17 protein-coding genes are annotated in these 13,920 nt (G+C 59.0%); 2 read left to right on the forward strand and 15 right to left on the reverse strand.

From position 1 onward, the window contains the following. Positions 1-194 precede the first annotated feature (194 nt). From rplP to rpsL, 13 genes are all read right to left on the reverse strand, one after another. Complete coding sequence (rplP, locus tag N7U68_RS07210; protein WP_165196894.1) at positions 195-608, reverse strand: 50S ribosomal protein L16; 414 nt, start codon at positions 606-608, stop codon at positions 195-197. A gap of 13 nt (positions 609-621) precedes the next feature. Beyond that, positions 622-1,329 (reverse strand): 30S ribosomal protein S3, encoded by a 708-nt coding sequence (gene rpsC, locus N7U68_RS07215; RefSeq protein ID WP_165196892.1) that lies wholly within the window; start codon positions 1,327-1,329, stop codon positions 622-624. Beyond that, positions 1,329-1,709, reverse strand: coding sequence for a 50S ribosomal protein L22 (gene rplV / locus N7U68_RS07220; protein WP_165196890.1), 381 nt, complete (start codon positions 1,707-1,709; stop codon positions 1,329-1,331). The genes rpsC and rplV overlap by 1 nt, the downstream gene beginning before the upstream one ends. Before the next feature lie 3 nt (positions 1,710-1,712). Beyond that, the gene (gene rpsS / locus N7U68_RS07225; protein ID WP_165196887.1) at positions 1,713-1,991 is read right to left on the reverse strand and encodes a 30S ribosomal protein S19; all 279 of its coding nucleotides are present in this window, start codon (positions 1,989-1,991) and stop codon (positions 1,713-1,715) included. 2 nt (positions 1,992-1,993) lie between these two features. Then, the gene (gene rplB, locus N7U68_RS07230) at positions 1,994-2,836 is read right to left on the reverse strand and encodes a 50S ribosomal protein L2 (RefSeq protein WP_165196885.1); all 843 of its coding nucleotides are present in this window, start codon (positions 2,834-2,836) and stop codon (positions 1,994-1,996) included. Between the two features lie 449 nt (positions 2,837-3,285). Beyond that, a complete protein-coding gene (locus N7U68_RS07235; protein WP_165196881.1) occupies positions 3,286-3,582 on the reverse strand; it encodes a 50S ribosomal protein L23 in 297 nt (98 codons plus the stop codon). Further along, on the reverse strand, positions 3,579-4,196 hold the full coding sequence (gene rplD / locus N7U68_RS07240; protein WP_165196879.1) for a 50S ribosomal protein L4: 618 nt from the start codon (positions 4,194-4,196) through the stop codon (positions 3,579-3,581). The genes N7U68_RS07235 and rplD overlap by 4 nt, the downstream gene beginning before the upstream one ends. Next, positions 4,193-5,035 (reverse strand): 50S ribosomal protein L3, encoded by an 843-nt coding sequence (rplC, locus tag N7U68_RS07245; protein ID WP_165196877.1) that lies wholly within the window; start codon positions 5,033-5,035, stop codon positions 4,193-4,195. Before rplC ends, rplD begins: the two co-directional genes overlap by 4 nt. A gap of 15 nt (positions 5,036-5,050) precedes the next feature. Further along, positions 5,051-5,359, reverse strand: a complete 309-nt coding sequence (gene rpsJ / locus N7U68_RS07250; protein ID WP_076532278.1) for a 30S ribosomal protein S10 — start codon at positions 5,357-5,359, stop codon at positions 5,051-5,053. A gap of 183 nt (positions 5,360-5,542) precedes the next feature. Continuing rightward, complete coding sequence (tuf, locus tag N7U68_RS07255) at positions 5,543-6,718, reverse strand: elongation factor Tu (RefSeq protein WP_165196847.1); 1,176 nt, start codon at positions 6,716-6,718, stop codon at positions 5,543-5,545. Between the two features lie 90 nt (positions 6,719-6,808). Further along, the gene (gene fusA / locus N7U68_RS07260; RefSeq protein ID WP_165196875.1) at positions 6,809-8,932 is read right to left on the reverse strand and encodes an elongation factor G; all 2,124 of its coding nucleotides are present in this window, start codon (positions 8,930-8,932) and stop codon (positions 6,809-6,811) included. Positions 8,933-8,958: 26 nt separating this feature from the next. Continuing rightward, entirely contained in the window at positions 8,959-9,429 is a 471-nt protein-coding gene (rpsG, locus tag N7U68_RS07265) for a 30S ribosomal protein S7 (RefSeq protein ID WP_165196873.1), read from the reverse strand. An 83-nt stretch (positions 9,430-9,512) separates the two neighbouring features. Next, a complete protein-coding gene (gene rpsL / locus N7U68_RS07270) occupies positions 9,513-9,884 on the reverse strand; it encodes a 30S ribosomal protein S12 (protein WP_085800764.1) in 372 nt (123 codons plus the stop codon). Between the two features lie 374 nt (positions 9,885-10,258). Between rpsL and N7U68_RS07275 the strand changes: the two genes are divergently transcribed. Together N7U68_RS07275 and N7U68_RS07280 are read left to right on the forward strand one after the other, a co-directional pair. Beyond that, positions 10,259-11,083, forward strand: a complete 825-nt coding sequence (locus N7U68_RS07275; RefSeq protein ID WP_241188126.1) for a putative rhamnosyl transferase — start codon at positions 10,259-10,261, stop codon at positions 11,081-11,083. A gap of 12 nt (positions 11,084-11,095) precedes the next feature. Then, on the forward strand, positions 11,096-11,920 hold the full coding sequence (locus N7U68_RS07280) for a glycosyltransferase (RefSeq protein ID WP_165196871.1): 825 nt from the start codon (positions 11,096-11,098) through the stop codon (positions 11,918-11,920). On the opposite strand, the gene N7U68_RS07285 is transcribed toward N7U68_RS07280, so the two are convergent. Both N7U68_RS07285 and N7U68_RS07290 read right to left on the reverse strand, forming a co-directional pair. Then, positions 11,853-12,755, reverse strand: coding sequence for a DMT family transporter (locus N7U68_RS07285; protein WP_165196869.1), 903 nt, complete (start codon positions 12,753-12,755; stop codon positions 11,853-11,855). The two genes, N7U68_RS07280 and N7U68_RS07285, sit on opposite strands and share 68 nt — an antisense overlap. Before the next feature lie 95 nt (positions 12,756-12,850). Further along, positions 12,851-13,747, reverse strand: a complete 897-nt coding sequence (locus N7U68_RS07290) for a DMT family transporter (RefSeq protein ID WP_263048699.1) — start codon at positions 13,745-13,747, stop codon at positions 12,851-12,853. Positions 13,748-13,920: the final 173 nt, after the last annotated feature.

A 13,920-nucleotide genomic window follows, 5' to 3' on the forward strand; every position in this document is an offset into this window, starting at 1 on the left:
TATCAGGCCAATGATTTCCATTCCCGGATCCTCCTTAGCTGAAGGATGATTCGAAAAGTTGGTTACAGGAAGCGTGCAAAACGAAAAAACCCCCGCCGATTTCTCGACGGGGGTCATTTTCTCTAGCGGGGTGCGGTCGCAATTGACGATGTCAATCGCTTACCCGCACCCGTCATTCGCAAAGCGAATGACGTTTACCAATCCTCGCGCTGAACGACGCGTGTCTTGATCGGCAGTTTCATCGCCGCAAGGCGCAGAGCCTCGACAGCCACTGCCTCGGACACGCCGTCCAGTTCGAACATCACCCGACCGGGCTTGACCTTGCAGGCCCAGAAATCGACGGAACCTTTACCTTTACCCATCCGAACTTCGGTAGGTTTAGAGGTAACCGGTACGTCCGGGAAAATCCGGATCCAGACACGGCCCTGACGTTTCATGTGGCGGGTCATCGCGCGGCGGGCTGCCTCGATCTGACGCGCTGTCACACGCTCCGGCTCAACAGCCTTCAGCCCGAAAGAGCCAAAGTTCAGGTCAGAGCCGCCTTTGGCAAGCCCCTTGATCCGACCCTTGAACTGCTTGCGGAATTTGGTGCGCTTTGGTTGTAGCATCTGTCATTCCCCCTTAGCGACGGCCACCAGCACCACGAGGTGCCGGACCATCCTGAAGTTCCTGAGCCTTGCGGTCACGCGCAGCGGGATCATGCTCCATGATCTCACCTTTGAAGATCCAGACCTTGATACCGATGATGCCGTAAGCTGTCGTTGCTTCGACATGCGCGTAATCGATGTCCGCACGCAGAGTATGCAGTGGCACTCGACCCTCGCGATACCACTCGGTCCGGGCGATCTCGGCGCCGCCAAGGCGGCCCGCAACGTTAACCCGGATACCCAGGGCACCCATACGCATGGCGTTCTGCACGGCACGTTTCATCGCACGACGGAAGCTGACGCGGCGCTCCAGCTGCTGGGCGATGCTCTCACCCACCAGTGCTGCGTCCAGTTCAGGCTTGCGCACTTCGACGACGTTGAGGTGCAGCTCGGACGCGGTCATGCTGGCCAGCTTGCGGCGCAGGGTCTCAATGTCCGCGCCTTTCTTGCCAATGATCACGCCGGGACGTGCGGTGTGAATCGTTACGCGGCACTTCTTGTGCGGACGTTCGATGATCACACGGCTGATGCCGGCTTGTTTGCACTCGGTCTTGATGAATTCGCGCATGGCGATGTCTTCAAGCAGCAGGTTACCATAGTCCTTGGTATCCGCATACCAGCGGCTGTCCCAGGTGCGGTTGACCTGAAGGCGCATGCCAATTGGATTGACTTTATTTCCCATCAGGCTTGCTCCTCAACTTGACGTACCTTGATCGTCAGTTCCGAAAACGGCTTGCGCAACGCGCCAAACCGGCCACGGGCACGCGGGCGACCGCGCTTCATGACGAGGTTTTTGCCGACATAGGCCTCTGCGACCACCAGCTCGTCAACATCCAGGTTATGGTTGTTTTCAGCGTTGGCGATAGCCGATTGCAGGCACTTGCGCACATCTTCGGCGATCCGCTTCTTGGAAAACGCCAGATCATTCAGTGCTTTATCAACCTTCTTGCCACGGATCAGCGCGGCCAGCAGGTTCAGCTTTTGCGGGGACGTGCGAAGCATGCGCAGTTTTGCCATTGCTTCGTTATCGGCCACGCGGCGGGGGTTTTTTTCCTTGCCCATGACTTACTTCCGCTTCGCTTTTTTGTCGGCGGCATGACCGTGATAGGTTCGTGTCGGTGAATACTCACCGAACTTCTGACCAATCATGTCTTCGCTGACGTTGACAGGGATATGCTTCCGGCCGTTGTACACGCCAAACGTCAAGCCCACGAACTGGGGCAGGATCGTCGAACGGCGCGACCAGATTTTGATGACTTCATTGCGACCCGACTCGCGCGATGCTTCGGCTTTCTTAAGCACATAGGCATCGACGAAGGGGCCCTTCCATACAGAACGCGACATGATTACCGGCCCTTTTTCTTGGCGTGACGCGAGCGCAGGATCAGCTTGCTGGACGCCTTGTTCTTGTTACGGGTGCGGTAGCCTTTGGTAGGCTGCCCCCACGGGCTGACAGGGTGACGACCACCCGATGTCCGGCCTTCACCACCACCATGAGGGTGATCCACCGGGTTCATCACCACACCACGGACCGAGGGACGAACGCCCTTGTGGCGCATGCGCCCGGCCTTACCGTAGTTCTGGTTCGAGTTGTCCGGGTTCGAGACCGCGCCAACCGTCGCTTTGCATTCCTGGCGGACCAGACGCAATTCTCCGCTGCTCAGACGTACCTGCGCATAGCCACCATCGCGGCCCACAAACTGGGCGTAGGTGCCTGCCGCGCGGGCAATCTGACCACCCTTGCCGGGCTTCAGCTCGATATTGTGGATGATCGTACCGATCGGCATCCCCGAGAAGGGCATACAGTTGCCGGGCTTGATGTCGACCTTGTCACCGGCAATGATCTGATCGCCAATCGCCAGACGCTGTGGTGCCAGAATATAGGCCTGCTCGCCATCCTCATATTTTACGAGGGCGATGAATGCAGTCCGGTTGGGGTCATATTCGATCCGCTCGACCGTAGCCGATACATCGAACTTGTTCCGTTTGAAATCAACGATCCGGTAGAGGCGTTTTGCCCCACCACCGCGACGACGTGATGTGATACGTCCGGTATTGTTCCGACCACCCGATTTTGTCAGACCCTCGGTGAGGGCTTTGACAGGGCGTCCCTTGAACAGCTCCGAACGGTCGATCAGCACCAGCCCGCGCTGGCCCGGCGTCGTTGGCTTATACGACTTGAGTGCCATGCTTTCTGTCTTCCGTTTAGCAAACGCGACCCACGTGAGGCCGCTATGTAGGCCGGGCTTCAGCCCGGCATGGGTATAAGGCCCCGAAGGTCCTCGACGAATACGTTCTCACGAACGAAAACGAAGCCCCGGACGAATCCGAGGCCACGCAGATAGGGTCGTTTAGGGGGGATGGGCGGCAGGGTCAAGCACTTGCCGAAGAAAACAAGGGCGAACGCCCTCCCTCGCCAACCCCAGAGCACAAGCCGGGCGAGCGCCTGACCGGGGGCTGGCCCTGTAACAGTGGTTGGGAGGTACTATATGCCTGCCAAACTCCTCCCCGCACTTACAGGCAGCGCTGCAGAGTGTGTTTTAGAGCCAATTCTAACCCACCAAAACAAAAAACCCCGACTACTCTCGCAGCCGGGGTTTCCTATCCTCGTAGGGCGGGCTTCAGCCCGCCGCACCAATCAAAGACCGGTGCTCACGTCGATCGTGTTGCCTTCTTCCAGCGTAACATAGGCCTTCTTGACGTTCGCGCGCTTGCCGGGACGGCCGCGGAAACGTTTGACCTTGCCTTTGGTGATGGTCGTGTTCACGGCCTTCACCTTGACACCAAAGAGCGCCTCGACGGCGTCCTTGATCTGCGGCTTGTTGCTGGCCATCGCCACTTCGAAAACAACCGCGCCGTTCTCGGACGACATGGTGGCTTTCTCAGTGATGATCGGCTTGCGGATCACGTCGTAGTGTTCTGCTTTTGCGCTCATTTCAGTCGAGCCTCCAGTGCTTCGACACCCGCCTTGGTCAGCACGAGTGTGTCGCGCTTGAGGATGTCATAAACGTTTGCGCCCATCGTCGGCAGGATATCCAGACCTTCGATGTTGCGGGCCGCCTTGGCGAAATCTTCGTTCACTTCGGCACCGTCGATGATCAGCGCGCGTTTCCAGCCCAGTTCCTTGACCTGTTTGGCCAGAGCACCGGTTTTACCGTCGGACGCAGCGCTTTCGATCACGATCAGCTCGCCTGCTTTGGCTTTCGCCGACAGGGCCAGCTTCAGACCCAGCATGCGGACCTTTTTGGGCAGGTCATGGCCGTGGCTACGCACGACGGGACCTTTATAGATGCCACCACCGCGAAAGATCGGAGCCGAACGCGCGCCGTGACGTGCGCCACCGGTGCCTTTTTGGCGATAGATCTTCTTGGTCGAATAGCTGACCTCGGACCGGGTCTTGACCTTGTGCGTGCCGGCTTGCGCCTTGTTACGCTGCCAGCGGACGACGCGGTGCAGGATGTCCGCGCGCGGCTCTAGGTCGAAGATGTCTTCGCCCAGATCGACCGAGCCGGCCTTGCTGCCGTCCAGTTTGATCACGTCGAGTTTCATTCCTCGCCTTCCTTCTTCTCGGCTTCGATGTCGGCCTCAGCCGATTTCAGCTCAGCTGCTTCCTGTGCGGCTTGCTCTTCGGCCAAACGCTTGGCTTCGGCTTCGGCCTCTGCGGCGGCTGCGGCAGCAGCTTCTTCAGCGGCCTTGGCAGCGGCTTCTGCGTCGGACTTGAGCGCCGCGGGCAGAATTGCACTGTCGGGGAACGGCTTCTTGACCGCATCCTTGACCGTGACCCAGCCACCTTTGGAACCGGGAACAGCGCCCTTGACCATGATCAGGCCGCGATCGGCGTCCGTGCGCACCACTTGCAGATTCTGTGTGGTGATCCGGGCCGCGCCCATGTGACCGGCCATCTTCTTGCCTTTGAACACCTTGCCGGGGTCTTGACACTGACCGGTGGAGCCGTGCGAACGGTGCGAAATCGAAACACCGTGGGTCATTTCCAGACCTTTGAAGTTGTGACGCTTCATCGCACCGGCAAAACCTTTACCGATCGAGGTGCCACAAACATCGACGAACTGACCTTCAAAGTAATGGTTCGCAGTGATCTCTTCGCCAACCGCGATCATCGCCTCGGGCGCGACGCGGAATTCCGCGATCTTGCGCTTGGGCTCAACCTTGGCAGCGGCAAAGTGGCCGCGCATTGCTTTGGAGGTCCGTTTGGCCTTGGCCGAACCGGCACCCAGCTGAACGGCTGAATACCCATGGCTGTCCGCCGTGCGCTGTGCGACGACCTGCAGTTTGTCCAGTTGAAGAACGGTCACAGGGATCTGCTTGCCGTCTTCCATGAATAGCCGGGTCATGCCGACTTTCTTTGCGATAATACCAGAGCGCAACATGTGATTATGCCCTCCTTATACCGAAATCTGCACGTCCACACCGGCGGCCAGGTCGAGCTTCATCAGCGCGTCCACGGTCTGTGGTGTGGGATCAACGATATCCAGCAGGCGCTTGTGCGTGCGGATTTCCCATTGATCGCGGGATTTCTTGTTCACGTGAGGACCACGCAGAACGGTGAATTTCTCGATCTTGTTCGGCAGCGGGATCGGGCCACGCACATCAGCGCCGGTGCGCTTCGCGGTGTTGACGATTTCCTGCGTGCTGGCATCCAGTACGCGGTAATCGAAGGCCTTCAGCCGGATGCGAATGTTCTGACTTTGCATTGTCTTAGCCTTTCGCGGCTTTGGGTGTTGATAGGAGGAGCGCCGGACCACCCGGCCCCCTCGTCGAACTTCCCCCGGCTTTAACGGAGGGAGGCTCCGGGCATAACCCGGAACCCCGCTTTGTCTGGTTCGCCTATGCGGTCTTGGCGAAAGTTGCAATCACCTACCGCACAGATATCCCGATCACTCGAGGATTTTGGAGACGACGCCGGCGCCGACGGTGCGGCCGCCTTCGCGGATGGCGAAGCGCAGGCCTTCTTCCATCGCGATCGGTGCGATCAGTTCAACTTCGAACTTCAGGTTGTCGCCGGGCATAACCATTTCCGTGCCCTCGGGCAGGTTCACGGTGCCGGTCACGTCCGTCGTACGGAAGTAGAACTGCGGGCGATAGTTCGCGAAGAACGGCGTGTGACGGCCACCCTCATCCTTGGTCAGGATATACGCCTCGGCTTCGAACTTGGTGTGCGGGTTCACCGACTTGGGCTTGCACAGAACCTGACCACGCTCGACGCCCTCACGGTCGATACCACGCAGCAGAACGCCAACGTTGTCGCCCGCCTCACCACGATCCAGCAGCTTGCGGAACATTTCAACGCCCGTGCAGGTGGTTTTCTTGGTGTCGCGGATGCCCACGATTTCCAGTTCGTCGCCAACGTTCACAACGCCGCGCTCGATACGACCGGTCACAACCGTGCCACGACCCGAGATCGAGAACACGTCCTCGACCGGCATCAGGAACGGCTGGTCAACCGCACGTGCAGGCGTCGGGATGTATTCGTCCACAGCCGCCATCAGCTTCTTGATCGACTCTTCGCCGATCTCAGGCGTGTCGCCGTTCATCGCGGCCAGCGCCGAGCCGGGGATGATCGGAATGTCGTCGCCAGGATACTCGTAGCTGCTCAGCAGCTCGCGGATTTCCATCTCGACCAGTTCCAGCAGCTCTTCGTCGTCAACCTGATCGACCTTGTTCATGTAGACGACCATGTAGGGGATGCCCACCTGGCGGCCCAGAAGGATGTGCTCGCGGGTCTGTGGCATAGGACCATCAGCCGCGTTTACAACCAGAATCGCGCCGTCCATCTGCGCCGCACCGGTGATCATGTTCTTCACATAGTCGGCGTGGCCGGGGCAGTCGACATGCGCGTAGTGGCGCGTGTCGGTTTCATACTCAACATGCGCCGTCGAGATCGTGATCCCGCGCGCTTTCTCTTCCGGCGCGCCATCAATCTGGTCATACGCCTTGAAGTCACCGAAATACTTCGTGATCGCCGCCGTCAGCGTCGTCTTGCCGTGGTCAACGTGACCGATCGTGCCGATGTTTACGTGCGGCTTGCTGCGGTCAAACTTTTCCTTTGCCATGATCGTGGCTCCTCTTTTTTCTGTCTGGGCGGTGGGGTGAAACCCCACCCTACGGTGGTGGGTAGGGCGGGGATCATCCCCGCCACCCGGTTAGGCGTATTTCGCTTGGATCTCTTCGGAGATATTGCTCGGCACCGGATCGTAATGCGAGAATTGCATTGTGAACTGGGCGCGACCCGAAGACATGGAACGCAGCGTGTTGATGTAGCCGAACATGTTGGCCAGCGGCACGTTACAGTTGATCGCGATGGCGTTGCCGCGCGGCTCCTGTCCCGAAACCTGACCGCGACGCGACGTCAGATCGCCGATGATGCCGCCGGTATACTCTTCCGGGGTAATCACTTCGACTTTCATAATCGGTTCCAGCAGCTTCGCGCCGGCCTTGCGCAGACCTTCGCGCATGCCCATCCGAGCCGCGATTTCGAACGCCATCACCGAGCTGTCCACGTCGTGGAACTTGCCGTCAATCAAGGCCACCTTGAAGTCGATGACCGGGAAGCCCGCCAGCGGACCACTGTCGGTAACGCTTGCAATCCCTTTCTCGACGCCGGGAATGTATTCCTTGGGCACCGAGCCACCGACGATACGGCTTTCGAAGGAATACCCTTCGCCCGGCTCTGTCGGCGAAATGATCAGCTTCACTTCGGCGAACTGACCCGAACCACCCGACTGTTTCTTATGGGTGTAGGTGTGCTCGACTTCGTGACCGATGGTTTCACGGTAGGCCACCTGAGGCGCACCGATGTTGGCGTCGACCTTGAATTCGCGGCGCAGACGATCAACGAGGATGTCGAGGTGAAGCTCGCCCATGCCCTTCATGATCGTTTGACCAGATTCCTGATCGGTTTCGACGCGGAACGACGGATCTTCTGCCGCCAGACGCGCAAGGCCGGTCGACATTTTCTCTTGGTCGCCCTTCGTCTTGGGCTCGACAGCGATCTCGATCACCGGATCGGGGAAGGTCATGGTTTCCAGAACCACTTGTTCTTTGACATCGCAAAGCGTGTCGCCGGTTGTGGTGTCCTTCAGACCCGCCAGAGCGATAATGTCACCGGCAAATGCTTCTTCGATCTCTTCACGCTGGATCGAGTGCATCATCATCATACGACCGATGCGCTCTTTCTTGCCCTTGGTCGAGTTGATGACAGTGTCACCCTTCTTGAGCTTACCCGAGTAGATGCGGGTAAACGTCAGCGATCCAACAAACGGGTCGTTCATGATCTTGAAGGCCAGCCCCGAGAACGGCATGTCATCATCCGCGCGGCGGGCGATGTTACGCTCTTCGGTCTCGTCGTCTGGGCTGAAGCCCATGTAATCGACCACGTCCAGCGGGCTGGGCAGGAAGTCGATGACGGCGTTCAAAAGCGGCTGCACACCTTTGTTCTTGAATGCCGAACCACACAGGACCGGAATGAACGCAATCGCCAGCGTACCCTTGCGGATCAGCTTGCGCAGCGTTTCCTCGTCGGGCTCTTCGCCTTCGAGGTATGCTTCCATCGCAGTGTCGTCCATTTCGACGGCGACTTCGATCATGTTGGCGCGCCATTCGTCGGCCAGATCCTTGAGGCTGTCACGGATCGGTTTCTTGACCCAGCTCGCGCCGAGGTCTTCGCCTTCCCAGACCCATTCCTGCATGGTGATCAGGTCAACCATGCCTTCCAGCTCGTTCTCGGCCCCGATGGGGATCTGGATCGGGCACGGGATCGCACCGGTGCGGTCCTTGATCATCTTTACGCAGTTAAAGAAATCTGCGCCGATCTTGTCCATCTTGTTGACGAATACGATGCGCGGAACCTTGTAACGGTCGGCCTGACGCCAAACTGTTTCGGTCTGCGGCTCAACGCCAGCGTTGGCATCCAGAACGGCAACGGCACCGTCGAGCACGGCGAGGCTCCGCTCGACTTCGATGGTGAAGTCAACGTGGCCGGGGGTGTCGATGATGTTCATCCGGTACTTGGTGTCGGATGTGCCGTCAGCGGTCGGTTCTTCCTGGCGCTGCCAGAAAGTCGTAGTCGCAGCCGAGGTGATGGTGATCCCGCGTTCCTGCTCCTGCTCCATCCAGTCCATCGTGGCCGCACCATCGTGCACCTCACCGATGTTGTGGGATTTGCCAGTGTAGAACAGAATCCGTTCCGAGCAGGTCGTTTTGCCTGCATCGATGTGGGCCATGATACCGAAGTTGCGGTAACGTTGTAGCGGATAGTCGCGTGCCATGGGGCTGCTTCCTCAGATAATCAAATTTACCAGCGGTAATGGCTGAAGGCTTTGTTGGCTTCGGCCATCTTGTGTGTGTCTTCGCGCTTTTTCACGGCAGAGCCACGGCTGTTCACTGCATCCAGCAGCTCACCGGCCAGGCGTTCTTCCATCGTGTTTTCGTTGCGCGAACGGCTGGCGTTGATCAGCCAGCGGATTGCCAGCGCCTCACGGCGCTCGGGGCGAACCTCGACAGGAACCTGATACGTGGCACCACCCACCCGGCGCGAACGCACTTCGAGCGCGGGCTTGATGTTTTCAAGTGCCTCGTGGAACACTTCCACAGGGGCGCGCTTGATCTTGTCCTCAACGCGACCCAGCGCGTTATAGACGATTTTCTCGGCGGCGGACTTCTTGCCGTCGATCATCAGGTTGTTCATGAATTTGGTTAGAACCCGGTCGCCATATTTGGCGTCGGGCAGAACTTCGCGTTTTTCAGCGGCGTGGCGGCGGGACATATCGAGTTCCTTTGTCGGGGGTACCGGGCAATCGCCCGGCCTACGAGTGTGGGTAGGCCGGGCGATTGCCCGGCACCGTCAAATTATTTGGGGCGCTTGGCACCGTATTTCGAACGACGCTGCTTACGGTCCTTGACGCCTTGGGTATCCAGAACACCGCGCAGGATGTGGTAACGCACACCCGGAAGGTCTTTGACACGGCCGCCGCGGATCAGAACAACAGAGTGTTCCTGCAGGTTGTGGCTCTCACCCGGAATATAGCTGATGACCTCAAAGCCATTGGTCAGACGCACCTTGGCGACTTTCCGCATGGCCGAGTTCGGCTTCTTAGGGGTGGTTGTGTAGACGCGCGTGCATACGCCGCGCTTCTGTGGGCAGCCCTGAAGGTGCTGCGACTTCTGAGTTCGTACTTTTGGCTGCCGCGGTTTGCGGATCAGCTGCTGGATCGTTGGCATTCCGGTTCTATCCCCGTCTCTCAACACATGTGTCTGCATGGGGTATCCCATGCGGGTTAATCTCAATTCCGCGCTTCACGCGTCCGCAAAAGCGCAATGACCGCAATCGTTCCCATTCCGAGGTGAACGACGCGGCTGGTTTACAGAGGATCGGGGCGTAACAAGGTGCCCGGATCTTGACCACTTCAGTTTTGATTTCGGCTGACAGGGAAACCCCTTGGGCCGGATGAGGCGCGTATAGGCGGAGTCGCTTTGGTTGTCAACAGCCCCACACCCGCGCGCATTGCCCCGCCCCGGCCCTGCCGTAGTCTTGTCTGTGCCATATCTGGCTGGCATGGTAAAACACAGGTTTTACGGTGGGAAACGGGCGCAGCATGGACGTATCGAGGATGCAGGTGATCGGTCTTTGCCGGTTCTCCTATCCAGCGCTCGGCGGTTTTCAGGTCGAACACGACTCGCCAGAGGCACGTGCCGCGTTTCTTTACGACGCGGCGCGAATGGAAGAACGCTTTGCCACGTTCGAGGCGTTAACCCTGCCCCCTTTGCGCGCTCAAACTGATCCCAATTTTGTGCTGCTGATTGTGGTGGGCACTGCCATGCCCGAACCGTTGTTGACGCGTCTTCTGGATCTGGTTGAGGACATGCCCCAGACAGTGGTGATACCCCGCGCGCCGGGCCGCCACCGAGACGTGATGCGCGAGGTCATCAATTCCGCGCGCGACAATACCGGTCTGCCAAGCCTTCAGTTTCGCATGGATGACGATGATGCCGTCGCGTGCAACTTTGTCGAACGACTACGACATGCCGCGGCCACACAAGAGGCGTTGATAGCAAAAAGCCGATATGTCGGGCTGGACTTCAACCGAGGGTTCATCGCCCGGATCACGCCCGAGGGGATCCGGGCCAGATCGACAACCGAAACACTGTGGACCCCGGCCTTGGGGATGGTTGTGGCACCACGGGCCTCGCGCGGGATTATGAATTTCAGCCATGCCAAGCTGAACCGCCTCATGCCTGTCGCCACCCTGCCCGACGAGGATATGTTCATTCGCGGCCACAACGAGTTCAACGATTCCCGCCAGAAGGGGGGCACTGCGCACGTCCCCCTGCCTTTGGTGGACGCCACGGGCGAGGCGCGGTTTCGCAAGATTTTCAACATTGATGCAGACCATGTCCGGCGCATCATGGGTAAAAGTTAAGGATTGCCAGAAATGCGTGTGATAGGTGTTTGTCGTTTTTCCTACCCTGCCCTTGGCGGCTTCAAGCGCATGCATGACACCATCGAGGAACGCGAGGCCTATCTCTACGCCTCCGACAGGATGGAGCTTCGTTTCGCCCATTTCGAGGCGCTGGTACTGCCGTCGATCGGTGCCCAGACGGATCGCGAATTCACCTTTCTCATCGTGATCGGTGAACGGATGCCAGAGCCGTACCTGACACGATTATACGACCTTTGCGCGACAGTTCCGCAGATCAAGATCGTGCAGCGTCCACCGCAGAAACACCGGCTTGCCATGCAGTTGGCGATCCAGCATGAGCTGGGCGCCAACGAAGAGGACACGATCCAGTTCCGGCTGGATGACGACGATGCGATGGGCGTCGACTTTGTTGCCCAATGCCGCAGTATCGCGCGGCGCAGCAGCCGCCTGCGCCGCCGCGAGCCTCGTATGGTGATTGAATTCAACTCTGGCTATTCAGCGCGTTTGTCGGCGGAGGGGATCACCGCCGAGCCGGTCATCACGCAATTCTGGGCCTGTGGGTTGGGCGTGACCTTTCCGGCGGGCGACACGCGCACGGTGATGAACTACGGCCATCACAAGCTGCACCACTCCATGCCTGCGGTCATCCATCCGCGCCCGCCAATGTACATCCGCGCCAAACACGACGACAACGACAGCGCCGCAAAGTTCAAGACTGGCCCGCTAAAGCCACTTGATGATGCCGGACGCCAGTTGTTTCGCGACCGCTTTAACGTCGAGGAAGCAGAGATCTGCCGGATTTTCGCAAACCCAGCTTTGCTTCGCGGTAAAGGGTAAAGACCCCGCTCGCCACCACGATCCCCGCGCCCAGCAGCGTCAACGACGTGGGCCAGTCACCGAAGATGAACCAGCCCAACAACAGCGCCCACAAAAGAGAGGTGTACCGGAATTGTGCGGTATAGGTGATTTCACCGATCCGCATCGCCATTATGGAAGAGACATAGCCCCCGATCGCGAATGCAGCGGCCCCCGTGATCAGCCCGATCTCGGACCCTGTCATCGGCACCCACTCCCGCCCTAGCCCCGCCATCCCGAAAACTGTCATCACCGACGCAGAGGTTACGAAAGTCACCAACATCGACGGTACGCCACGGCTCAATCTGCGGGTACTGAGATCGCGGACCGTCACGCAGCCGACCGCCGCCAGTCCGTAAAGAGCATATGTGTTAAATCCCTCCGATCCCGGCCGCACGATCAACATCACGCCACAAAACCCCACAGCAATCGCGGTTAACCGCCGCCAGCCCAAGGGTTCGCGAAACACAAGCGCCGCGACCAGAGCCAAACTGAGCGGTAAGGCCTGCATGATAGCGGTGATATTCGCCAAGGGCATGTGAAAGAGTGCTGTGAGAAAGCAATAGGTTGCGGACACTTCCGCCAGCGTTCGGATCGCCATTATGCCCCAGTCGCGACGCGGGACGCTGCCACCGAATGCCCCCATCCGCCAGGCGATCACCGCGACCGCCCCTGTCGTCAGTGCGCCGCGCAGGAACAGGACCTGAAACATCGGTACATTCCCCGCCAGCAGCTTCAGAAACGTATCGTTGATCGTGAACCCCGCGATGGAGCCCATCATCAGCAATGCGCCGGTCAAATTGTCGGATCGTTTCATCCGGGCATTAGACATGGGGGTGACGCGGGGGCAAGAGAGAAGAACAGCAATCACGCCCGCCGCAGCTGTTCACCTCATCCGGCATCGCGGATCTTTCACTTTGCTTGCCCGACCTGCTTGCCACGCCAGAGAATGAACAGCCCCGACAATACGATCAATCCTGATCCGGCCAAGATCGTGACACTCAGCTCTTCACCGAACCAGAAAACGCCCAGACCGATCCCGAACAACAGGCGCGTGTATCTGAATGGGGTGACAGCTGACACCGCCCCGGTGCGCATCGCATTCATCAGAAACGAATAGGCCGTAACGCCAGCTAGAACCGCGCCCAGCATATAGGATGCAGACAGGGCATCCATCCACACGAATGCCGTCCGGTCCCACACCGAATACAGTGCGCCCGCAACAACCACCGCCAGAAACCCGTAGAAACCGAGCACCATGGTGCTCAAGCTCGCAGGCGCTGCCCGGCTTGCCAGATCGCGACCGGCAAACCCCAACATTCCGATAATCGCAAAGATTGACAGGGCCGAGAAACTGTCCGTGCCCGGCTGAAGGATGACGACAACCCCGACAAGCCCGATCAGGATCGCAGTCCAGCGTCGCCATCCGACCTTTTCGCCAAAAACCACTGCCGCCCCCGCCACGACGACAAGCGGGGTCGCCTGAAGGATGACAGTCGCCGCCGAGAGCGGCGTCAGCGCGATAGCAAGCACGTATGACAAACGCCCGGTGATCTCGAACACCGCCCGAACCCGCATCGGCCGCGAGATGACGTCCCTTACGAAAAGCGACTCTCTGCTGAGCCCGGCCAGACCCGCAAACGCGATCATTCCACCTATTCCAAACAGGATCAGGATCTGGCCAATGGGCAATGTCACCGCCGCCGCCTTGATAAATGCGTCCTCAATGGCAAAAATCGCCATCGCAGCAACCATCCAGATACAGCCGAGCAAATCCTGTTTGCGTGCTGGAATTGTCTCAACCGTCATGGAAATCCCAATGCCGCGCCGTGGTATGACGCCGGTCAAGGGCCGGGCGTACAATCATTTTTTTGCTCCGCCAGCGATGAGCGAAAGGATGTGGTCTGTCAATGCCCCGGCATCACGATCAAAAGGCAGAAATGAACAAAGGCCCCGCGTTTCCGCAGGGCCCCTAATTTTCG

The sequence above is a fragment of the Roseovarius pelagicus genome (assembly GCF_025639885.1).
Classification (GTDB): Bacteria; Pseudomonadota; Alphaproteobacteria; order Rhodobacterales; family Rhodobacteraceae; genus Roseovarius; species Roseovarius pelagicus.